A 20,810-nucleotide genomic window follows, 5' to 3' on the forward strand; every position below is an offset into this window, starting at 1 on the left:
TCGTGCCGGTCAGGCGGAGGACCGCCACCCTGCTGCCCGACGATGCCGACCGCCGATAGCCTGTGCGGGGCGTCGGTGAGGGTCGATGCTACCCTAAATCAATTCGATGGATAAATTCCTCCGGGTGGGCGAGCAGAGGACGGCGATGGGCAGACAGTTGCCGATGCGGCGCGGCACCAACCTGCCGCGCATGGGCGACTTCAACGAGTCGGTGGTGCTCGACGCGATCCGCCGGGTGCCCGAGGGGCTCAGCCGGGTCGAGCTGATCGAGTCGACCGGCCTGTCGGCGCAGACGGTGTCGAACATCTGCCGGCGGCTGCTGGACTCGGGGCTGGCCCACGAGGCCGGGACGCGGGCCACGGGCAGCGGCAAACCGCGCCGGTTGCTGCAGGTCAACGCCGAGGCGCGGTACGCGGTCGGGGTCCACCTCGACCCGGCCGTCGTGACGATGGTCGTGCTCGACCTGCTGGGCCGGGTCGTGGCCCGGGCGCAGCGGCCGACGCCGCCGGCCGCGGATCCGGACCACACCCTGGCGGAGATGGGCGACTCGATCAACGCCCTGGTGGCCGAGTCCGGGGTGGCGCGGGACGCGATGCTCGGGCTGGGCATCGCCGCGCCGGGCCCGGTCGACGTGGCGGCGGGGCTGGTCATCGCGCCGCCCGAGCTGGTCGGCTGGGGGCGGGTGCCGCTGCGCGACCACCTCGCCGGGGCGACCGGGCTGCCGGTGCTGCTGGACAAGGACGTGATCGCCGCCGCCGTCGCCGAGCGCTGGGCGGGCGCGGCCACCGGCACCGGCAACTTCCTGTTCTTCTACCTGGGCACCGGGTCCGGCATGGGGCTCGTCGTCGACGACGTGGTGCTGCGCGGCCTGTCCGGCAACGCCGGCGAGGTCGGCGGGCTGTACGCCGCCTGCACCACGAACGCCCTGGTCGCCGAGGCGATCGAGGAGGGCGTGCTCGGGCCGGAGTGCAAGCCGGCCGGGCCGCGGGACGCCGAGCAGAGCCTGCGCGCGCTGTGCCGGCAGGCCGCGGCCGGCAACCGGACCGCCGGTGAGATCATCGACCGCTGGGCGGTGCGGGTCGGCCGGGGGGTGAGCGCCGCGGCGACGCTGGTGGACGCGGAGATGATCGTGTTCGGCGGGCCGATCTGGCCGCTGCTGGCCGACCGGTTCATGGCGATCGTCCCCGGCATCGTGGAGAGCTCGCCGTTCGTGGAGCGGATCCATCCGACGGTGGTGACGACGACCGGGCTGGGCATCGACGTCGGTGCGATCGGCGCCGCCTGCCTGGTGCTGGAGCAGTTCCTCTCCGCCCAGCCCCATTCGCTGCTGCTCGGCTGAGAACGGCGGTCAGGGGCGCTCCGCGGCGCCGTCGACGCCCCGGACGAGGGCCCAGCGGTCGTGCCGCAGCGGCGGGGGAGCGGGGTGGCGGCGCGCCGCCGACTCGTCGAAGTCGACGCCCAGGCCGGGGGACTCCGACGGGTACAGGACCCCGCCGACCGGCACCGGAGCGCCCGGGAACACCTCGAGGGTGGCGTCGTGGAACCGGGCCGCCTCCTGCACGCCGAACGCGGGTGTCGACACGTCGAGGGCGACGTTGGCGGCCTGCGCGACCGGGCTCACGTCGCCGGGGCCGTGCGGGGCGATCCGGGCCCCGAACAGCTCGCACGCCGCGGTGAGCTTGCGCGCCGGGGTCAGGCCGCCGAGGGTCGGGATGCGCAGCCGCACGAAGTCGATCGCCCGCGCGGTCAGCAGCGGCAGGAACTGCCCGACGTCGTCGAACAGCTCGCCGACGGCGAGCGGCACCGCGCCGGCCGAACCGGCCGCGCCGGCGAGCCGCGGGAAGTGGTCGCTGTCCTCGGGGGCGAGGGCGTCCTCGAGGAAGAACAGCCGCGCGTCGGCGAGCGCGGCGACCAGCCGGACCGCCTGGGCCGGGGTGAGCCGCTCGTGCGCGTCGTGCAGCAGCTCGACGCCGTCGCCGACCCGCCGGCGTACGTCGGCCAGGGCGGGCGGGACGTGCCGCAGGTACGCCAGGGGGTCCCACGCGCTGCCGGTGGACGCGGTGCCGTAGTTCTGCACGCCGGGCACCGCGACCTGGACCCGGACGTGCCGGTAGCCGGCCTCGGTGGCCGCGAGGACGTCCTCGGCGATGCGGGCCGGGTCGTCGCCGTCGACGTGGGTGTAGGCCGCGGCGCCGTGCCGTGCCCGGCCGCCGAGCAGCGAGTACAGCGGCAGGCCGGCCGCCTTGGCCTTGATGTCCCACAGCGCGACGTCGACGGCGCCGAGGGCGTTGTTGGCGATCGAGCCGCCCCGCCAGTAGCCGGAGTTGCGCAACAGGCGGTGGATGTCCTCGATGTCGCCGGCGTCGCGGCCGCACAGCAGCGGGCCGAGGTAGTCGTCGAGGACGGACCGCACCGCCAGGGTCCGCTGCGGATCGCTGGCGCAGCCCAGTCCGTACAGGCCGGGCTGGTCCGTCTCGACCCGGACGATCAGGTACGGGCACCCCTGCGGCCCGCACAGGAACGTGCGGACCCGGGTGATCCGGGCGGCGTCCGCCCGGGCGGGCCAGGGCGCCGCGGCGATGAGTTTCGAAGGATCGTACCGAAGTTCGTCCATGGATTGACAGAGTACATCAATTCGATTTACGTTCTCGGCAAGTGGCGCCCGTCGATGGCGCCCCAGACGCGAAGGCCGCGCGATGACACCCCCACGAAGCGCGTGGCGGCCGGCTCTGGCCGCCCTGATAACCCTGGCCCTCGCCACCGGCACCGCCGCGTGCGGCGGCGACGGGTCCGGCGACGAGAAGTCCAAGACGCTGACGATGTGGACGTTCAAGCAGTCGCACGTCAAGGCGCTGCAGAAGGTCGCCGACTCCTTCGCCAAGGAGTCCGGCATCACCGTGAAGGTCGAGGCCTACGGCCCCGACGAAGCGTTCGTCACCAAGGTGCAGGCCGCCGCGCAGACCAAGAACCTGCCCGACCTGCTCGAGGTGCACACCAACGGCGACGACCTCGCGTTCGGCGCCCCCGGCCTGCTCACCGACCTCGCCAAGGACGTCGACGACGCCTGGCTGGCCAACTACCTGCCGGCGGTCCGCCAGGACGGTGTCGTCACCGAGCAGTACTACAAGCAGTCCCTCGCCCAGGACGCCAAGACCCACGGGATCAAGCTCGGCCAGCGCTTCAGCGTCCCGCTGACCGTCGGCACGTTCGGCATCGTCTACGCCAACAAGCAGCGCCTCGCCGACGCCGGCGTCACCGGCGCCCCGGCCACCTGGGAGGAGTTCATCGCCGCCCTGGGCAAGGTCAAGGCGAAGTACCCCGACAACGGCGGCGTGAGCATCGGGTTGAAGGCGCCGACGACCGGGCTGGAGTGGTTCCTGCAGCCCATGGCGTACGGCCTGCTCGGCCCCGACAAGTTCCACGCCCTGTTCGGCAAGGACAAGGCCGGCACGTTCTCCTCCCCGGCCGGCGTGCAGGCGCTGCAGACCTACGGGCAGGTCCAGCCGTACTGGCACCCGGGCACCCAGAGCCTCGACATCGACGCCGCCGACCTCGCCTTCGCGCAGGGCAAGTCCACGTTCGACATCGGCGGCACGTTCACCCTGGCGTTCCTGGCCCAGAACGGTATGGACGCCGGCAACGTCATCACGTTCCCCGTGCCGGTGCCGGCCGCCGGTGCCATCAAGAACATGACCCTTGCCCCGTTCACGCTCACCGGGGTGTCGGTCTCCTCGACCACGAAGAACCGGGCCGCCGCCATCCAGTGGCTGAAGTACCTCGCCAAGGCCGACGTGTCCGCCACGTTCGCCAAGGAGGCCCTCGACGTCCCGCCGACCGACCTCGGCGCCGACCCGGCCGCCGCCGTCGGCCCCGCCCTGGGCGCGATGATCAAGGCGTTCGGCTCCGGCCCGTCGGCGTACAACCCGGGCGACACCACCTACCGGCCCAACAGCTACGACGGCCCCACGGTCGCCTCGGCGCTGATGGACTACACGCCGCTGGCGAAGAAGTCGGCCGAGCAGGCCGGCGCCGAGATGACGAAGGTCATCGACTCCTACTGGGCCAAGCAGTAATGACGGTGGCGAGTCATACGAAGAGGCGGGCCCCGGCCGAGGCGGTCTGGGGCTACGCCTTCGTCCTGCCCGCCATCGTCCTGTTCCTGGTGATGGGCGTCTACACCATCGTCTACGGCTTCTCGCTGAGCTTCGCCACCTGGAACGGCTTCCAGCCGCACTGGATCTGGGTCGGCCTGCAGAACTACGCCGACCTGCTGTGGGCGAGCCCCCGCTACGCGCCGCGGGTGCAGCAGGCGGCCCTCAACACGTTCTGGGTCATGCTGGCCGTGCCGGTGCTCACCGTCGTGGTCAGCTTCCCCCTCGCCGTGCTGCTCAACTCGGTGCGCCGGCTGCGCACGCTGCTGCGCTCCGTGTACTTCGTGCCGCAGGTGACCGCCGGCATCGCCGTGTACTTCGCATGGCAGTACGTGCTGCAACCCGACGGCGCCGTCAACGCGCTGCTCGGCGCGCTCGGCCTCGGCAGCCTGCGCCAGCCGCAGGGGTTCCTCGGCAATCCCGACACCGCGCTGCCCACGCTGATCGTCATCACCGTGTGGTCCGCGGTGCCGGTGTCGATGATGCTGTACCTCGCGGGCCTGCAGGCGGTCGACCCGGCCCTGACCGAGGCGGCGCAGATCGACGGGGCCGGACCGTGGCGGGTCACCCGCGACATCGTGTGGCCGCTGGTGCGTCCCATCACCGCGATCGTCGTGCTGCTGTCGTTGCGTGACTCGCTGCAGGGCTTCCAGACGTTCCTCATCATGACCAACGGCGGGCCCGGCAACCACACCAACGTGCTCGGCCTGGAGACGTACCGGCTCGCGTTCCTCTCCCAGCTCGACCCGACGCTCGGCCTGTCCAGCGCGCTGGGCTGGATGCTGTTCGTCGCCGCGCTCGTCCTCGCCGCGGTCAACCTGCGCGTGATGCGGCGGGCGACATGACCGCCGCACGCGCCTGGGCGGCGCGGATCGTCGTCGGCGCGCTGCTGCTGCTGTACGCCGCGATCAGCCTGTACCCGTTCCTGTGGATGGTCTCGGCCGCGTTCAAGGACCAGTACGAGGTCGTCGCCGGCGGGCACCTGATCCCGCACCGCCCGACCCTGCGCACGATCGTCGACACCTGGCAGGAGCTGCACTTCTTCGACTACTTCCTCAACAGCCTCAAGGTCACCGCGCTGACCGTGGTGCTGGTCCTGGCCATCTACGCCGCCGCCGGCTACGCGTTCGCGGTGCTGCGGTTCCCCGGCCGCACCGCGCTGTACCGGATGTTCATGGCGTTGCTGTTCGTCCCCGGCGTCGCCGTCCTGCTGCCGATCGTGCTGCTGGAGAACCGGCTCGGGCTGCTCGGCGGCCACTGGGGCCTGATCCTGCCGTTCGTCAACGGCTCGGCCCCGCTGGCCGTCCTCATGCTCACCAACGCCTTCGAGGCGGTCCCGGCCGAGCTGCGCGAGGCCGCCCGCGTCGACGGCGCCGGAGAGCTGCGCATCTTCGGCACCATCTACCTTCCGCTGGCCCGGCCGGTGCTCGTCACCATCGCCGTGCTGACCGCGATCCCGACGTGGAACGAGTACCTGCTCACCCGCGTCTCGCTCAACGACCCCGACACGTACACGCTGCCGATCGCCCTGCAGAACCTGCAGTCGGGCGCGGTGCAGCACTACAACGTGCTCATGGCCGGCGCGTTGATCGTGGTCATCCCGGTGATCCTGCTGTTCGCCGCCGCGCAGCGGTACGTCGTCAACGGCCTCATGGGAGCGGTGAAGGCATGACATCCCGCAGACTTCTGTTCCTCGTCCTGCTCGTCGTGGCGCTCGTCGCCCCCGGTACCGCCGCGGCCGCCGGACCAGGGCCGGTCATGTACCCGCGCGGGGTCGGCGCCGACCTGGGCCCGGTCCCGAGCACGCTCGGGCTGTCCGTGCGCGCGGGTGACGCCGCGACCGGGCTGCGCACCGGCACCCTGGACGGCAAGGGCTACTGGCAGACGCAGGTGGCCGCGGGCACCACGTACCTCGAGCTGACCGCCGACACCGGCTACGCCGCATCCGTCGCGGGCGACAGCCTGGTCGTGGTCGTCACCTACCACGACGACGGGACCGGCGCCCTGACCCTGCGCACCGCGGCCGGGCAGACGACGACGGTCGCCGAGCTCACCGGCACCGGCACCTGGAAGCTCGCCGCCATCGGGCTCGCCGGCGCCGACCTCGCCGCCGGTGAGCTGCGGCTCGGCGGCGACACCGACATCACCGTCGCGCAGGTGCGGGTCACCGCGAGCGGGCCGCAGGCGGTCCTCGGCCCCACGGCGTCGGACACCGGGTTGTCGGCCCGGGCCGGCGACAACGAGGCCGGGCTCGTCACCGGCACGGCCGCCGGCCGCGGCTTCTGGCGCACCAACGCCGCCGCGCCCGCGCCGGGCACCAACTACGTGTACCTCAACGTCGCCGACGGCTACGCCTACGACACCCGCGACATCGTCCTCGTCAGCGTCGACTACCTCGACGCCGGCGGCGGCACGCTGTACCTGCACTACGACTCGCCCGGCGAGAGCCTGCCCGACCGGTTCAAGCCGTCGGCGGCCGTCACGTACGGCGACAGCGGGCAGTGGCGCACCCACGACTTCGTCCTCGACGACGCCGTGCTCACCAACCGCACCAACGGCGCCGACCTCCGCATCACCCACGACGGGTCCCCGGTCGAGCTGACCATCGCCGCGGTGCGGGTCACCGTCGTGCCGCGGCAGCTGGACGCGAAGGCGGGGCTGCGCGACCTCGTCACCGCCGCCGACCTCGCCCACTACGCGGCCCGCGAAGGCAGCCGCGACGGGCAGTTCCCGGCCGGCGCCAAGGCCACCCTCGCCGCCGCGATCGGCCGCGCCCGGGCCGTCCTCGACGACGCCGCGGCGACCGAGGAGCGGATCCGTGCCGCGCTGCGCGACCTGTACGACGTCCTCGGGGCGTTCCGCTCGTCCGCGGTCGACACCGACCTCGCCCGCGCCGCGCTGCTCACCGCGAGCGGCACCGCCGCCGGGTCGGCGCCCGGCAACGCCAACGACGGCGATCCCGGCACCGTGTGGACCAGTGGCGGCACCGGCGCGTGGCTGCGTGCCGACCTCGGCGCCGCCCGCCCGGTCGACGAGGTGTTCGTCCGGTGGGGCGGTGCCTTCTCCCCGGACTACCGCGTCGAGCTGTCCACCGACGGCGTGCGGTACACCGAGGCCGGGCACAACGGCGGCCAGGCGGTGCGCACCCGCTTCGCCGAGACGACCGCGCGGTATGTGCGGCTGAGCGTCGCCGGGTACGCCGCCGGGCTCGACCACGTCGACGTCGCCGCGTTCGAGATCCGCGACCGGCGCACGGTGACGGCCTCACCGCGGCTCGTCGACACCCGCTTCCCGACCGGGGACGTCGTCGTCGCCGACTTCGACGCGACCGCGTACGGCGCGGACGGCACCGGCCGCCGCGACGCCACCGCCGCCCTGCAGGCGGCGCTGTGGGACTGCTACGACGCCGGCGGCGGGACCGTGTGGCTGCCCGCGGGCACCTACCGGGTCACCGGCACGGTCGAGGTGCCGGCGTTCTGCACCCTGCGCGGCGACCGCCGCGACCCCGACAGCGGCGGCGGCTCCTACGGCACCGTCGTCAGCGCCGACCTGCCGGCCGGGGACGCCGGCCCGGTGCTGTTCCGCGTCGGCGGCAGCGCCGGCGTCGTCGGGCTCACCACCTACTACCCGCGGCAGAACGCGGCGGCCCCGGTGCACTACAACTTCACCTTCGAGATCCCCGGCAGCGCCTGGAAGGGCGCCTCGGGCGCCGACGAGAACTACATGATGAGCACCGTCGCCGAGGTGACGATGCTCAACTCGTTCCGCGGCATCGGCATCAGCACCATGCGCGACGAACGCGGCCGCCCACCCGGCAACGGCCAGACCCACGAGTCGGCGACCGTGCGCGACGTCCGCGGCACCGTGCTCTACCGCGGCGTCGAGGCGTACAACGGCGCCGACGTCGGCACCTGGGAGGACGTCCGGTTCAGCAACGCCTACTGGGCGCAGGCCCCGGCCGCGTACCAGCCGCCGGCACGCTCCACAGTGGACGCATGGACCCGGGCCAACGGCACCGGGTTCGTCCTCGGCGACCTCGAGTGGGACCAGTTCACCGGCCTCGCCGCGGCCGACTACCGCATCGGCATCCACGTCGTGGCCGGGCTGCGGGCCGAGTTCACCGGCGTGTTCGACCGGGTGCGCATCGAGCGGACCGGCGTCGCGCTGCAGGTCGACAGGTTCGACGAGCGGTGGGGCCTGGCCATCGCCGGCGGCCAGCTGCGCGGCGACGAGGCGGCCGTGGTCAACAACGGCGGCGGCTACGTGAAGCTCACCGGCACGCAGGTGAGCGGCGCCGTCCGCGGGACCGTGCACCAGATGGACGGCGCGCTGCCCGGCGACGACGGCAGCCGCACCGCCACCCGCCCGGCGCGGCGGGTGCTGTTCCAGGCGGACGCGCCGCACGGCAACGGCTACCTGCCCGCCGCGGACGCCACCCCGGCGATCCAGCGGGCCCTGGACAAGGCCGGTCGCGGTGGCGGCGTGGTCTACCTGCCCGCAGGGTGGTACCGCCTCGCCGGGCGCCTCAGCGTGCCCGCCGGGGTGCAGCTGCTCGGCGCCTCGCCGGTGCCCAACCGCGACGAGGACGGCCGCAGCGGCGGCACCGTGCTCTGGGCATACGCCGGCCGGGGCAGCACCACAGCCGACACCGACCCGGCCGCGATCACGCTACGGGGTGACCGGGCCGGTGTCGCCGGGCTGCGGGTGTTCCACCCGGAGAACAACCCCGCGGCGCCCGGCGGTCTGGTGCCCTACCCGTACGTCGTGCGTGCCCTCGGCGACAGCACGTACGCGGTCAACCTCGGCCTGCCCAACGCCTGGAACGCGCTCGACATGACCGGCGACCGGTTCCTCGTGCGCAAGATCAAGGGCACGTTCGTGCGGCACGGCGTCACCGCCCGCGGCGCCGACGGACGCGTCGAGGGCGTGCTGTCCAACGGCAACACGTTCGTGCGGACCGGCTTCGCGGTGCCCCGCTGGGTGCTGGGCGCCGACCTGTTCCCGCAGGTCATCGACGCCTGGACGCGCACCAACGCCGACCTGGTGACGGTCGACGGCGCCCGCCGGCTCACCGTCGCGGGCGCGTTCGGGTACGGGCTGCACAACGGCCTCGTGGTGAAGTCCGGTGACGTGCGGGCGGTCAACCTCGGCACCGACAACCTCGGCGGCGACGGCCACACCGTGCGGGTCGACGGCGGTCGGGCGACCGTCGTGAACCTCATGCGGTACAACGGCGCGACGAGCCAGGGCGCCGTGACGCTGTACAACGTCATGGTCATCAACATCGTCGAGCACGCGGTGACGGCCGTCCCGGACGGCGCCGGCACCGTCCGGCTCACCGGGAACGCGACCCGCCCCGGTTACTACGAACCGGGAACCGTGGTCACCGCGGTGGCGCGGCCGGCGAGGGGCTTCCGGTTCACCGGCTGGAGCGCCGGGGGAGTCGTGGTGTCGACGGCGGCGACCTATCCGTTCACCGTCACCGCCCCGGTCGCGCTGACCGCCACGTTCGTCGCGGACGCCACGTGAAGATCCTGGTGACCGGCGCCGCCGGGATGCTCGGCCGGGCGGTCGTGGCCGGTCTGCGGGCCGGCGGGCACTCGGTGCGCGCGCACGACCGCACCCCGCCGGCCGCCTCCACCTCCGCCTTCGCCGACGAGACGGTCGTCGGGGACCTGCGCGGCACCCGCCTGGACGGGCTCGTGGCCGGGATCGACGCGGTCGTGCACGCGGCCGCGATCCCGGCCCCGGTCGAGCCCGACGTGTTCGACAACAACGTCGGCTCCGCGTTCCACCTCCTCGAGGCGGCCGCGGCGGCCGGCGTGCGGCGCATCGTCTACGTGTCCAGCCTCTCCGCCGTCGGCCTGGCCTGGTCGGGTCGCGGCGCCTCACCGGTGCGGCTGCCACTGACCGAGGACCACCCGTACGTCGGCGACGACCCCTACGGCCTGTCGAAGCGGGTCGGCGAGCTCGTCACCGAGACGGTCAGCAACCGGTGCGGCATCCCCGCGGTCAGCCTGCGCCTGCCGTTCATCGGCACCGGTGCCCGGCTGCGGCACCACCTCGACCACGTGGCCGCCGACCTCGGCGGCCACCGCGGCGACCTGTGGAGCTGGCTCGACACCCGCGACGCGGTCGCCGCGGTCGCCGCCGCCCTCACCGCGCCGCTGGATGGGCACGCCGTGGTGAACGTGGCCGCGCCTGATACCACGGCGACCTTGCCGACGGCGCGGCTGCTGGCGGAGTATCACCCTTCAGCCATGCTCGCCGAGACGCTGGAGGGATACGCCGTGCCCGTCTCCACCCACCTGTGCCGGGAACTGCTCGGCTTCACACCCGTGCACACCTGGCGGAGCTCGTGAGTACCGTCGTCGTGGTCCGCGGCGGCTGGGAGGGGCACCGCCCCGTCGAGGCCACCGACCGTTACGTGACCAGGCTGCGTCAGCTCGGGCACGAGGTCGTCACGTCCGGGACCCTCGACACGTACCTCGATGCCGACCTGCTGCGCCGGGCCGACCTCGTCGTGCACTGCTGGACGATGGGCACGGCCACCGGCGAGCAGGTCGCCGGCCTGGCCGCCGCCGTGCGGGCCGGCACCGGACTCGCCGGCTGGCACGGCGGCATCATCGACTCGTTCCGCGGCTCGCCGGACTACCAGCGCATCACCGGCGGCCAGTTCGTGCACCACCCGGCCGAGTTCGTCACGTACGACGTCACCCCGATCGGCACCCACCCGGTCGTGGCCGGCATCGCGCCGTTCACGGTGCACACCGAGCTGTACCAGGTGCACGTCGACCCGGCGATCGAGGTCCACGCCGTCACCGTCGTCGACACCGTCGCGGTGCCGGTCGTGTGGACGACCCGCTTCGGCGCCGGCCGCGTCTTCGTCACCGCCGTCGGCCACGAGCTCAAGGACCTCGAGGTCCCCGAGCACAACGAGATCATCATGCGGGGGCTGACGTGGGCGAGTCGCTGAAGGTCGGCATCGTCGGCGCCGGGAAGATCAGCCGGCAGTACGCCACCACCCTGGCCCGCCTGCCGGGCGTCGCCCTGACGCGGGTCGCGGACCTCGCCGCCGACCGGGCGAGCGCCCTGGCCGCGGATTTCGCCGGTGTACAGGCCGTGCCGGTAGACGACCTGTTGGCCGACGACGCCGTCGACCTCGTGCTCAACCTCACCGTGCCCCGGGCGCACGCCGAGGTGGCGCTGGCCGCGCTCGCCGCCGGCAAGCACGTCTACGGCGAGAAGCCCCTCGCCGCCACCACAGTCGAAGGGCGGGCGATCCTCGACGCGGCGCGGGCCGCCGGTCGCACCGTCGGCTGCGCACCCGACACCGTGCTCGGCACCGGCGTCCAGACCGCCCGCGCCGCCGTGGACGCGGGCGAGATCGGCGTCCCGGTCGCCGCGACCGCCTTCATGGTCACGCCCGGTCACGAACGCTGGCACCCCGACCCGGAGTTCTACTACGAGCCCGGCGGCGGCCCGCTGCTGGACATGGGCCCGTACTACCTCACCGCGCTGGTCACCCTGCTCGGCCCGGTCCGCCGCGTCACCGGCCTGGCCTCGACCCCGCGCGCGACCCGCACGATCGGCGACGGCCCCCGCGCCGGGACCGTCTTCCCGGTGCGCGTGCCGACCCACCAGACCGGCGTGCTGGAACACGCTGGCGGCGCGCTGACCACTATCATGATGAGCTTCGACGTGTGGGCCGGCCGGCTGCCGCGCATCGAGGTGTACGGCACCGACGGCACCCTGAGCGTCCCCGACCCCAACCACTTCGACGGCCCGGTGGAGGTGTTCACCGGGGCCGCGGGCGACGGCTGGACCCGCCTGGCGGAACGGGCCGGCTACCGCGACGCCGGACGCGGCACCGGCGTGGCCGACCTGGCCGAGGCGCTGCGCACCGGCGCGCCGCCCCGCGCGAACGGCGAGCTCGCCTACCACGTCCTGGACGTCATGGAGTGCCTGCACACGGCGGCGGCGACCGGCGCCGCGGTGACGGTCCGCAGCACGTGCGAGGTCCCGGCAGTGGTCCCGCTCGCCTGACGCGGACCGACCTACATGCGTCTTCGCCGGCGGCCTGAGCGTGGGGCCGCCGGCGTTGCTGTGCGGGTGCACCGGGGATCGCGCCGTCCGGTACGGCGCCGGACGTCCGGCCGTGTCCGCCGGCGTCCGCCGGGGTCCGGAATCGGCGTCGCGGTCCGTCGCGCACCGGCAAGGTGGCTCTCGCCGCTGACGCCGATCCTGAGGAAGCCGCCATGCCAGAGCTGCCCGAGCCGCCGAGTCTCGTCGCCGACCGGATCGACGCCTGCCGCCTCCAGGGCTGGACGGTCACCACCCGGGACATGTGGACCGTGCTCGACCCGCCCGGGCGGCCGGAGCGGGTGCAGGGCTGGAAGCTGCACGTGTCGGCGACCGTGTGGTCCGCGCCCGAGGTGCTGCGCCGCTGTCTCGACCTCATCGCGGCGACCGCGACGTCGTTCAAGTTCGCGAGCACCGCGTCGGACGTGCAGCGGCTCAACGACTTCCAGTGCCCCCGCGGGCAGTCCGGCAAGTTCATCACGGTGTACCCGCTGGAGCGGGCCACGCTCACCGAGCTGGCCGAGCGCCTGCACGAGGCGACGGCGGGCCTGCCGGGGCCGGTCATCCTGTCCGACCGCGCCTACCGCCCGGGCAGCCTCGTGCACTACCGATACGGCGCGTTCGACGGCTTCCGGGTCCTCGGCAACGACGGCACGTACCGCGACTGCGTCCTGGACCCGGAGACGAACCCGGTCGAGGACAAGCGGCCGGCCGTGTTCGACCCGCCGGCGTGGGCCGAGCTGCCGTTCGCCGCCGATCCGCCGGCCGCCGGCGGGGGCGGCGGGGTGCTGCTCAACGACCGCTACGAGGTGCGCGGCGCGATCCGGCACGCGAACAAGGGCGGGGTGTACCGCGCCCTGGACCGCACCACCGGCGCCACCGTGCTGGTCAAGGAGGCCCGGCCGCACGTCGGCACCGACGCGGAGGGCCGCGACGCCCGCGACTACCTGCGGCACGAGGCCGCCGTGCTGCGGCACCTGGCCGGGCTGGGCGTGGTGCCCGAGTTCGTCGACGAGTTCGAGCAGGGCGGCCACGCGTTCCTCGTCGAGCAGTTCCTCGACGGGCGGACCCTCGCCGAGGCGGGCGGGGCGTCGGTGCGCGGCGCGGACGCGCCGCCGGAGCCCGCGGACACGCTGGGCGTCGCGCTGCGGCTGGCCCGGATCCTCAAGGCGGTGCACGGGCGCGGCGTCGTGCTGCGCGACCTGAGCCCCAACAACGTGCTGGCGCTGCCGGACGGCACGCTGCGCCTGATCGACCTGGAGCTGTCCGCGCGGCGCACCGGGCCCGGGTCCGCGGATCCGGTCCACGGCGACGGCCACGGCACCCCCGGCTTCAGCGCGCCGGAGCAGTTCCGGAACGCACCCGTGGACGCCGCCGCCGACCTGTACTCGCTGGGCGCCCTGGTGCTGTTCCACGCGACCCGGCGCAACCCGCGACTGGCGCTGGACGAGCCGCCGCACCGGACGCTCGAGGAGCGCGTCGCCGGCCGGACCGTCGCGCCGGCGGTGCCGGAGACGCTCGCCGATCCGGTGCGCCGGATCGTCACCGGGCTGCTGCGCGCCGAGCCGGGTGAGCGCATGCCGCTCGCCGAGGTGATCGCCCTGGCCCGCCAGACCCCGCCCGCCGGTGTCACCACGGACCGGCCGGACGATCCGGACGGCTGGTGGGAGCAGCTCGTCGGCGGCGTGCTCGGGCACCTCGCCGCGACGGTGACGCCCGACACCGGGCCCCGGCTGTGGCGGGAGTACGGGCTGGGCGAGACGGCCGAGCCGTGCGCCGTGCAGTACGGCAGCGGCGGCGTGCTCGCGATGCTCAGCGGCCTGCGCCGGCACGGCGTCGGGGGGACGATCGGCGGCCTCGTCGACGAGCTCGCCCCGGTCGTGCTGCGGCGGCTCACCCGCCACCTCGACACGGTCCCGCACCGCTTGCCCGGCCTGCACTTCGGCTTCGCGGGCACCGCCTGGGCGCTGTTCGAGGCCGGCGCCGCGTTCGACCGGCCCGACCTCACCGACCGGGCCGTCGCCCTCGCCGAGGGGCTGCCGACGGTGTGGCCGAACCCCGACCAGACCCACGGCCTGGCCGGCCTCGGCACGGCGCTGCTGCACCTCGCGGCGGCCACCGGCAGACCGGGGACGGCCCGCCGCGCGGTCCGCTGCGCCGAGGCGATCCTGGCCGCCCGCGACCCCGGCGCGACCGCCTGGACGGTGCCGGCCGGCTTCGACTCCACGCTCGCCGGTCACCGCTCCTACGGCTACGCCCACGGCACCGCCGGCATCGGCGCGTTCCTGCTCGCCGCGGCCGCCCACACCGGCCGGGACGACTTCGCCGCCGCCGCCCGCGACTGCGCGGACGAGCTGCTCGCGGTGGCCGTCCGGCGCGGCGACGCGGCCTACTGGACCGACCGGCCCGGCTCGGCCTCGATGCACACCTGGTGGTGCAACGGCTCGGCCGGCGTGGGCACGTTCCTGGCCCGGGCCTACACGTACACCGGCGACGCCCGCTACGGCGAGGGTGCCGTGGCCGCCGGTCGCGCGGTCGTCGCGACCCGCTGCGACGTCGGCACCTCGCACTGCCATGGCCTGGCCGGCAGCGGCGAGTTCCTGCTCGACCTCGCCGCCGCCACCGGGTTGGACGAGTTCGCGGACTGGGCGCGGCACCTGGCGGCCCAGCTGTGGGCCGAGCGGGTCTACCGCGACGGCCGGCCCGTGCTCATGAACGAGTCCGGGCACGAGTTCTCGGCCGCCTACGGCGTCGGCGCCGCCGGCCCGCTGGCGTTCCTCACCCGGCTCCGGCACGGCGGCGACCGCCTGTTCCACCCGCCGGTGACGGCCCCTGATCCCGGCGCGGTGTTCGCCGCGCCGTCCCCGACCGATCGGAGCACGGAGGAGGTGAAGATGCAATGAGCATCGATGTGATGGCGCTGCAGGCCGTTCCGGCCGACCAGGACGCGCCGAACGCCCCGGAGGCGGGCTGCTGCTCGTACACCTGCGGCGGGCTGTCCTGCGGCAAGACCTGCCAGACGAACTGATCCCGGCGCGGGCCCCCGGGTCCGCACCGTTCCCGGACCCGTCGGAAGCGGAGGAGGTGAAATCCAATGACCATCGATGTCATGGCGCTGCAGGCCGTTCCGGCCGACCAGGACGCGCCGAAGGCGCCGGAGGGCGGCTGCTGCTCGTTCACGTGTGGCGGCAACTCCTGCGGCAAGACCTGCCAGACGAACTGATCCCGGCCTGAACACCAGGGTGGGCCCGGCCGAACCGTGCCGGGCTCACCCTGGTGTCACCTCGTCCACTGTGGAGCGACCCGTGCCGAGTGTGTACCGACTCATCGCCCAGGACCTGCTGCGCCACCACCCCGGCCGCACCGCGGTCGGCCTGCTCGGGCTCGCCGCGTCGATCGGCTTCGGGCTCGCCGCCCCGATGGCCCTCGCCACCGTGGTCGACAGCATGTCCGGCCGCGGCCCGGCGGCCCGGCCGGTGCTCGTCCTCGCGCTGGTGCTCGCCGGTGCGCTGGCCGGATCGGCGCTGGCCAGCCGCGCGTCGGCCGACCGGGCCAGCGCCACCACCGCCCGCCACCGCGGTGCGGCGTTCACCGCGGCGCTGCGACGGCCGCCGTACGACGCCGGCTTCCCCGACGGTGAGCTGCTCGCCCGCTGCTCGTCCGACGCCGAGACCCCGGCACGGATCGCGAACATCGTCCTGAGCTCGTCGGTGACGTCGGTGGGCGGCCTCGCCGCGTTCGTGCTGCTGTGCACCATCGACTGGCGCAGCGCCGTGGTCGTCGCCGCCGAGCTCGCCGTGTCCTGGTTCGTCGTCCGGGCGTTCCTGCGCGGCAGCGCCGAACCCGAGGCCGGCTACCGCGCCGCCCGCGGTGCGCTCGCCGACCTCCTCGTCGACGCCCACCGCGGCGCCCGGACCATCGCCGCCCTCGGCACCCACGACCGGGAGCTGCGCCGCGTCCTCGCCCCGCTCGCCGACCTGCGCGCGGCGGGCCGCCTGTCCTGGCGCGCCCAGCGCGACGTCGGCTGGCGCATGGGCCTGCTCGACCCGCTGCTGAACGCCGTCGTCCTCGCCGTCGCCGGCCTCAGCGCGGTCGCGGGCAGGCTGGGCCCCGGCTCCGTCCTGGCCGTCCTGCTGTACAGCCAGCTCACCCTCATGGTGCTGGAGCAGGTCGACTCGCTTGCGGCCGGGGTGCGCGCCCTCGCCGGGACCCGCCGCCTGGCCGAGCTGCTCGCCGCCCCACCCCCCGACCCGGGTGGCACGGTCCGCCTCCCGTCCGGGCCGGGCCGGCTGACGTTCGACCGGGTGCGCCTCGACGGGCGCGGCGGCGACGTCTCGTGCACGATCCCGGCGGGCGCGCACGTGGCCGTCGTCGGGCCGTCCGGGTCGGGCAAGTCGCGGCTCGTCGCGCTCGTGGGGCGGCTCGCCGACCCCGACGCCGGGCGGGTGCTGCTCGACGGCCACGATCTGCGCACGGTGCCGGCGGATGAGGTGCGGGCGGCGGTGGCCTACGCGTTCGAGGAGCCGAACCTGTTCGGCGCCACCCTCGGCGCGGCCATCGCCGCCGGTTCGGACCTGCGCGACGACGACGTGGTGCGGGCGGCCCGCCTGGCCCGCGCGGACGCGTTCGTGCGGCGCCTGCCGGCCGGCTACGACACCCCGCCGGGCGACGCGCCGCTGTCCGGCGGCGAACGCCAGCGGCTCGGCCTGGCCCGCGCGTTCGCCCAGCCCGCCCGGGTCCTCGTCCTCGACGACGCCACCAGCAGCCTCGACACCGCCACGGCCGCGGAGGTCGCGCACGCGGTGCGGGACGCCTGGCACGGCCGCACCACGCTCGTGGTGACCCACCGGGCGGCGACGGCCGCCGCGGCCGACCTCGTGCTGTGGCTCGACGCCGGCCGCGTCCGCGGCTACGCCCCGCACCGGACGCTGTGGTCCGCGCCCGGATACCGCGCGCTGTTCGGCGCGGTGGAGCACGACCCGGTGCCCCAGGGGAGCGCGGCATGAGCGGCTGGCGGCTGCTGTGGGGCTTGCTGCGCCGGCGGCCGCGGCCGTTGCTCGCGGTCGGCGGGCTGGTGGTCGTGCTGGCGGCACCGACGACGGTCGCCGGGATCGCCGTCGCGCACGCGCTCGACGACGGGTTCTTCGCCCACCGGGCCGGGACCGGGCTGCTCTGGGTCGCCCTGCTCGTGCAGGTGCGGCTGGTCGCCGCGGTCGCCGGGCGGCTGCTGTTCCCGCCGCTGGTGCGGGTGGTCGAGCCGCTGCGCGACGAGCTCGTCACCGCCGTGGTCACCGCGGGGCTGCATCGAGCCATGCGCCAGGACGCGCAGGTGCCGGGGACGGCCGTGCGGCAGGCGGTCGACGAGGTCGAGCAGGCGCGGATGCTCGTCGCCTCGGTGCTGCGCAACGCCCACGCCACCGGCTCGGTGGCGGTCGGGGCCGTCATCGGGCTCGCCGTGCTGGACCCGGCGATCCTGCTCGTGGAGCTGCCCTGCCTGGTCGCCTCCGTGGCGGGCTACCGGCTGCTGGTCCGGGCCGTGTTGCGTCGCCAGCGCCGCTCCCTGCTCGCCGAGGAGGACCTCGCCGAACACGTGGTGAGGACGCTCGGCGCCCGGCGGGACGTCACCGCCTTCGCCGCCCAGGACGCGGCGGCGCGGCCAGTGCTGGAGCGGGTCGAGCGGGCCCGGCTGGCGGCGCGGGCGCTCGGCCGGGCCGACGCGCTGCACGACGGTGTCGTCGGCGTCGGCGTCGACCTGGGTCTGGTCATGCTCCTCGCCCTGGCTCCGGTCCTCATCGGCCGCGGCCGCCTCGGCACCGGCGAGCTGGTCGCCGCCGTCTACTACGTGATGTTCGCCCTCGGCCCCGCGCTGCGCTTCCTGGTCTACGGCGGCGCCGGGTGGCTCGCCGAGCTCCTCGGCCTCATGACCCGCCTGAGTGACGCCGTCACCGCCGGCGGCCTCATGAGCGAGGCCGTCACCGCCGGCGAACCGCGGCCGGTCCGGTCGCCCGGCCCTTCCGGCTCGTCGGCGCGGCCGGTGGTGGTGGCCGAATCGGTCGGTTACGCGTACTCGAAGGATGCCGCGCCCGTGCTCGACGGCGCCGGCTTCACCGTGCCGTTCGGCGCGCACGTCGCGGTCGTCGGGCCCAGCGGCGCCGGGAAGTCCACGCTCGCCGCGCTGCTCTGCGGCGTGCGCGCGCCGGCCGGTGGCACGGTCCTGGTCGGCGGCGCGCCACCGGCGCCCGGATCCGGCGTGCTGGCGCTGGCGCCGCAGGAGCCGTACGTCTTCGCCGGCACCGTCCGGGAGAACCTCACGTACCTCGCGCCGGGGGCCTCTGACGAGGTCCTGCGCGACGCCGCCGACGCGTTCGGGCTCGGGCGGCTGGACCTCGACGAGCGCCTCAGCTCCGGCGGGGCCGGGCTGTCGGCGGGGGAGCGGCAGCTGGTGACGCTGGCCCGCACGTACCTCGCGGCGGCCCCGATCGTCGTCCTCGACGAGGCCACCTCGCACCTCGACCCCGACGCCGAGCTGCGCGCCGAGCTGCTGATGCGCCGCCGCGGCGGCACCCTCATCGTCATCGCGCACCGCATCAGCAGCGCCACCCGGGCCGACTGGGTGCTGCTCGTCGACGCCGGCAAGGTCGTCGCCGGGCCGCACGACCGGCTCGTCGACCGCAGCCCGCGCTACCGCCAGCTCGTCGGGCTCTGGGAGCCGGAGAAGGGAACGTCCGATGGCATCTGACACCACCGTCGCGCCGTCCGGGGCGCACGTCGATCCGTGGACCGGGAAACCGGCCCGGCGGCCCCGCCGGGGCGCGGTCGCCGCCGCCACGGCGGTCGCGGTCGCCGTCGCCGGGCTCGTGCTCGCCGCCGACGTGGTCGCCTACCGGCGGTTCGGGCCGCAGCCGGAGCCGCGGATCCCGGGGGTCGAGCGGCTCGTGATCCAAGACCGGTACCACACCACCGATCCGGTGCCGTACGACCGGACCCCACCGGCCGGCGGGCCGCACGCGCCGGTGTGGCTGAACTGCGGTGTCTACGCGGCGCCGGTACCGGCGGAGAACGCGGTGCACTCGCTGGAGCACGGCGCGGTGTGGGTGACCTACCGGCCCGACCTCCCCGCCGGCCAGGTGGCGGCGCTGCGGCTGCTCGGGCGCCGGCCGTACACCATCGTCAGCCCCTATCCCGGGCTCCCGGCGCCGGTCGTGGCCAGCTCGTGGGGCCGGCAGCTGCGCCTGGACGACGCCGGCGACGATCGCCTGCAGCGGTTCCTCGACGTGTACCGCGAAGGGCCGCTCACGCCGGAGCGGGGAGGCCCGTGCCACGGCGGCACGGGTGCTCCCCTGACCTGATCAGCGATGGATCGCGTACGGCGTGACGTGCACCTCGAGGGACCAGCCGACGGCGAACAGGTCCCGGTTCACCGGGTCGCCGGCGATCGCGGTGAGGCCCGACGCGGGCTGTCCCTGGCCGTCGGTGGGGGACGACGGGTCCCGCCCGGCCTGCTGGTCGGTGGTGAAGCGGACACCGTCCCAGTGTTCGACGTGGACGGACTCCGCGTCGAGCGTGCCGGCGACGTAACCGGTCATCCAGACGTCGTCGGCGGCGAACGCGATGATGCCGGTGAGCCGGGTCGCGGTCTCGTCGCTCGGCACCACCTGCCAGCCGCCGGCACCCAGGTGCAGCGCGAGCGGCGTGCAGTCGTCCTCGCCGGTACAGCGGGCGCCGACCACCCAGACGTCACCGTGCGCGGCGGCGCTCACGTCGTCGAACGCCACGTCGCCCGCGCCCGGCAGCGGCGGCAGCTGCCCCGCCACCGTCCACGCGGTGCCGTCCCAGTGCAGCAGCAGCCCGGACGTGCTGCCGTCGGGCTCCGTCTGGCTGCCGGCCGCCCACACGTCGTCGGCGGTCACCGCGTGGACCGCCGTGAGGCTCCCGTCGATCTCGGGCGCGGCCACGGACGTCCAGGAGCCGCCCTGCCAGCGCAGCACGAGCGGCTGCCCGGTGCCCCGGGCGGTCTTCCCGACGGCCCACCCGTCGGACGGGGAGAGCATGTCGAGGTCCTCGACGGTGCCGGCCGGCACGGCCGACGGCACGCGCTGCCAGCCGGTCGCGGTGCCGTGCAGGAACACCGGGGCGGTGGAGGCGTCGGTGCCGGCCGCCCACACGTCGTTCGGGCCGGTGGCGTCGACCGTGCTCAGCCCGTACTGGCCCTGCGGGCCGGTGGGGACGGGCAGGTTCGGGGTCGTCCAGCCAGCGCCGTTCCAGTGCGCGGCGATCGGGTGGCGCTGGCCGTCCGCCTGTTCCCCGACCGCCCAGGCGTCGTTCGCCGACAGCACCGTCACGTCGTTGAGTTCGGCGGCGGTGACACCGAAGCGCAGCGGCACCGCCGGCGCGGCGGACCACTTCACCCCGGCGTCGGCGTGCGCCGGCTGCGCGCCGAGCAGCGCTGCCGCGACGGTGAACGCGACGGTCATCGAGCGTTTGGCTTGCATGAGCATTCCTCTCGTTGTGCGGGTACGCAGCCATCGTGGAACGGTGGACAGGTCCCCGGCGGCGGGGAACGCCCGTAGGTTCTTG

The 20,810-nt window shown here is 74.8% G+C and carries 16 protein-coding genes; 14 read left to right on the forward strand and 2 right to left on the reverse strand.

All coding sequences use genetic code 11. The features are described 5' to 3' along the window. Window positions 1-124: 124 nt before the first annotated feature. Window positions 125-1,339, forward strand: coding sequence for an ROK family transcriptional regulator (locus tag AB0J72_RS45475; protein ID WP_363411684.1), 1,215 nt, complete (start codon window positions 125-127; stop codon window positions 1,337-1,339). 9 nt (window positions 1,340-1,348) lie between these two features. On the opposite strand, the gene AB0J72_RS45480 is transcribed toward AB0J72_RS45475, so the two are convergent. Further along, on the reverse strand, window positions 1,349-2,614 hold the full coding sequence (locus AB0J72_RS45480; protein ID WP_363411686.1) for an enolase C-terminal domain-like protein: 1,266 nt from the start codon (window positions 2,612-2,614) through the stop codon (window positions 1,349-1,351). Between the two features lie 82 nt (window positions 2,615-2,696). Between AB0J72_RS45480 and AB0J72_RS45485 the strand changes: the two genes are divergently transcribed. From AB0J72_RS45485 to AB0J72_RS45545, 13 genes are all read left to right on the forward strand, one after another. After that, window positions 2,697-4,073, forward strand: a complete 1,377-nt coding sequence (locus AB0J72_RS45485; protein WP_363411688.1) for an extracellular solute-binding protein — start codon at window positions 2,697-2,699, stop codon at window positions 4,071-4,073. Window positions 4,074-4,078: 5 nt separating this feature from the next. Then, on the forward strand, window positions 4,079-4,996 hold the full coding sequence (locus AB0J72_RS45490) for a sugar ABC transporter permease (protein ID WP_363411690.1): 918 nt from the start codon (window positions 4,079-4,081) through the stop codon (window positions 4,994-4,996). Beyond that, window positions 4,993-5,823, forward strand: coding sequence for a carbohydrate ABC transporter permease (locus AB0J72_RS45495; protein ID WP_360567950.1), 831 nt, complete (start codon window positions 4,993-4,995; stop codon window positions 5,821-5,823). Before AB0J72_RS45490 ends, AB0J72_RS45495 begins: the two co-directional genes overlap by 4 nt. Continuing rightward, complete coding sequence (locus tag AB0J72_RS45500; protein ID WP_363411693.1) at window positions 5,820-9,680, forward strand: glycosyl hydrolase family 28-related protein; 3,861 nt, start codon at window positions 5,820-5,822, stop codon at window positions 9,678-9,680. The genes AB0J72_RS45495 and AB0J72_RS45500 overlap by 4 nt, the downstream gene beginning before the upstream one ends. Continuing rightward, a complete protein-coding gene (locus tag AB0J72_RS45505) occupies window positions 9,677-10,513 on the forward strand; it encodes an NAD(P)-dependent oxidoreductase (RefSeq protein WP_363411695.1) in 837 nt (278 codons plus the stop codon). The genes AB0J72_RS45500 and AB0J72_RS45505 overlap by 4 nt, the downstream gene beginning before the upstream one ends. Then, window positions 10,510-11,127, forward strand: coding sequence for a ThuA domain-containing protein (locus AB0J72_RS45510; protein ID WP_363411697.1), 618 nt, complete (start codon window positions 10,510-10,512; stop codon window positions 11,125-11,127). The genes AB0J72_RS45505 and AB0J72_RS45510 overlap by 4 nt, the downstream gene beginning before the upstream one ends. Then, window positions 11,112-12,197, forward strand: coding sequence for a Gfo/Idh/MocA family oxidoreductase (locus AB0J72_RS45515; RefSeq protein WP_363411699.1), 1,086 nt, complete (start codon window positions 11,112-11,114; stop codon window positions 12,195-12,197). The genes AB0J72_RS45510 and AB0J72_RS45515 overlap by 16 nt, the downstream gene beginning before the upstream one ends. 212 nt (window positions 12,198-12,409) lie before the next feature. Beyond that, window positions 12,410-15,136: a class IV lanthionine synthetase LanL gene (lanL, locus tag AB0J72_RS45520; protein WP_363411701.1), complete on the forward strand. Its 2,727-nt coding sequence runs from the start codon at window positions 12,410-12,412 to the stop codon at window positions 15,134-15,136. Beyond that, the gene (locus AB0J72_RS45525) at window positions 15,133-15,261 is read left to right on the forward strand and encodes an ALQxL family class IV lanthipeptide (RefSeq protein ID WP_344500146.1); all 129 of its coding nucleotides are present in this window, start codon (window positions 15,133-15,135) and stop codon (window positions 15,259-15,261) included. The genes lanL and AB0J72_RS45525 overlap by 4 nt, the downstream gene beginning before the upstream one ends. A gap of 66 nt (window positions 15,262-15,327) precedes the next feature. Continuing rightward, on the forward strand, window positions 15,328-15,456 hold the full coding sequence (locus AB0J72_RS45530; protein ID WP_344500148.1) for an ALQxL family class IV lanthipeptide: 129 nt from the start codon (window positions 15,328-15,330) through the stop codon (window positions 15,454-15,456). 82 nt (window positions 15,457-15,538) lie between these two features. Further along, a complete protein-coding gene (locus AB0J72_RS45535) occupies window positions 15,539-17,239 on the forward strand; it encodes an ABC transporter ATP-binding protein (protein ID WP_363411703.1) in 1,701 nt (566 codons plus the stop codon). Continuing rightward, a complete protein-coding gene (locus AB0J72_RS45540; protein WP_363411705.1) occupies window positions 17,236-18,972 on the forward strand; it encodes an ABC transporter ATP-binding protein in 1,737 nt (578 codons plus the stop codon). Before AB0J72_RS45535 ends, AB0J72_RS45540 begins: the two co-directional genes overlap by 4 nt. After that, the gene (locus AB0J72_RS45545; protein ID WP_363411707.1) at window positions 18,962-19,582 is read left to right on the forward strand and encodes a DUF3105 domain-containing protein; all 621 of its coding nucleotides are present in this window, start codon (window positions 18,962-18,964) and stop codon (window positions 19,580-19,582) included. Before AB0J72_RS45540 ends, AB0J72_RS45545 begins: the two co-directional genes overlap by 11 nt. Here AB0J72_RS45545 and AB0J72_RS45550 read toward each other — a convergent pair whose 3' ends face one another. Continuing rightward, window positions 19,583-20,725, reverse strand: coding sequence for a hypothetical protein (locus AB0J72_RS45550; RefSeq protein WP_363411709.1), 1,143 nt, complete (start codon window positions 20,723-20,725; stop codon window positions 19,583-19,585). It lies immediately after the preceding gene. Window positions 20,726-20,810: the final 85 nt, after the last annotated feature.

The sequence above is a fragment of the Dactylosporangium sp. NPDC049742 genome (assembly GCF_040674675.1).
GTDB lineage: Bacteria > Actinomycetota > Actinomycetes > Mycobacteriales > Micromonosporaceae > Dactylosporangium > Dactylosporangium maewongense.

Coding starts and splice junctions, on each gene's coding strand:
- AB0J72_RS45480 (WP_363411686.1), bottom strand. CDS start 2,614: ATGGACGAACTTCGGTACGATCCTTCGAAACTCATCGCCGCGGCGCCC.
- AB0J72_RS45485 (WP_363411688.1), top strand. CDS start 2,697: ATGACACCCCCACGAAGCGCGTGGCGGCCGGCTCTGGCCGCCCTGATA.
- AB0J72_RS45495 (WP_360567950.1), top strand. CDS start 4,993: ATGACCGCCGCACGCGCCTGGGCGGCGCGGATCGTCGTCGGCGCGCTG.
- AB0J72_RS45500 (WP_363411693.1), top strand. CDS start 5,820: ATGACATCCCGCAGACTTCTGTTCCTCGTCCTGCTCGTCGTGGCGCTC.
- lanL (WP_363411701.1), top strand. CDS start 12,410: ATGCCAGAGCTGCCCGAGCCGCCGAGTCTCGTCGCCGACCGGATCGAC.
- AB0J72_RS45525 (WP_344500146.1), top strand. CDS start 15,133: ATGAGCATCGATGTGATGGCGCTGCAGGCCGTTCCGGCCGACCAGGAC.
- AB0J72_RS45530 (WP_344500148.1), top strand. CDS start 15,328: ATGACCATCGATGTCATGGCGCTGCAGGCCGTTCCGGCCGACCAGGAC.
- AB0J72_RS45540 (WP_363411705.1), top strand. CDS start 17,236: ATGAGCGGCTGGCGGCTGCTGTGGGGCTTGCTGCGCCGGCGGCCGCGG.
- AB0J72_RS45545 (WP_363411707.1), top strand. CDS start 18,962: ATGGCATCTGACACCACCGTCGCGCCGTCCGGGGCGCACGTCGATCCG.
- AB0J72_RS45550 (WP_363411709.1), bottom strand. CDS start 20,725: ATGCAAGCCAAACGCTCGATGACCGTCGCGTTCACCGTCGCGGCAGCG.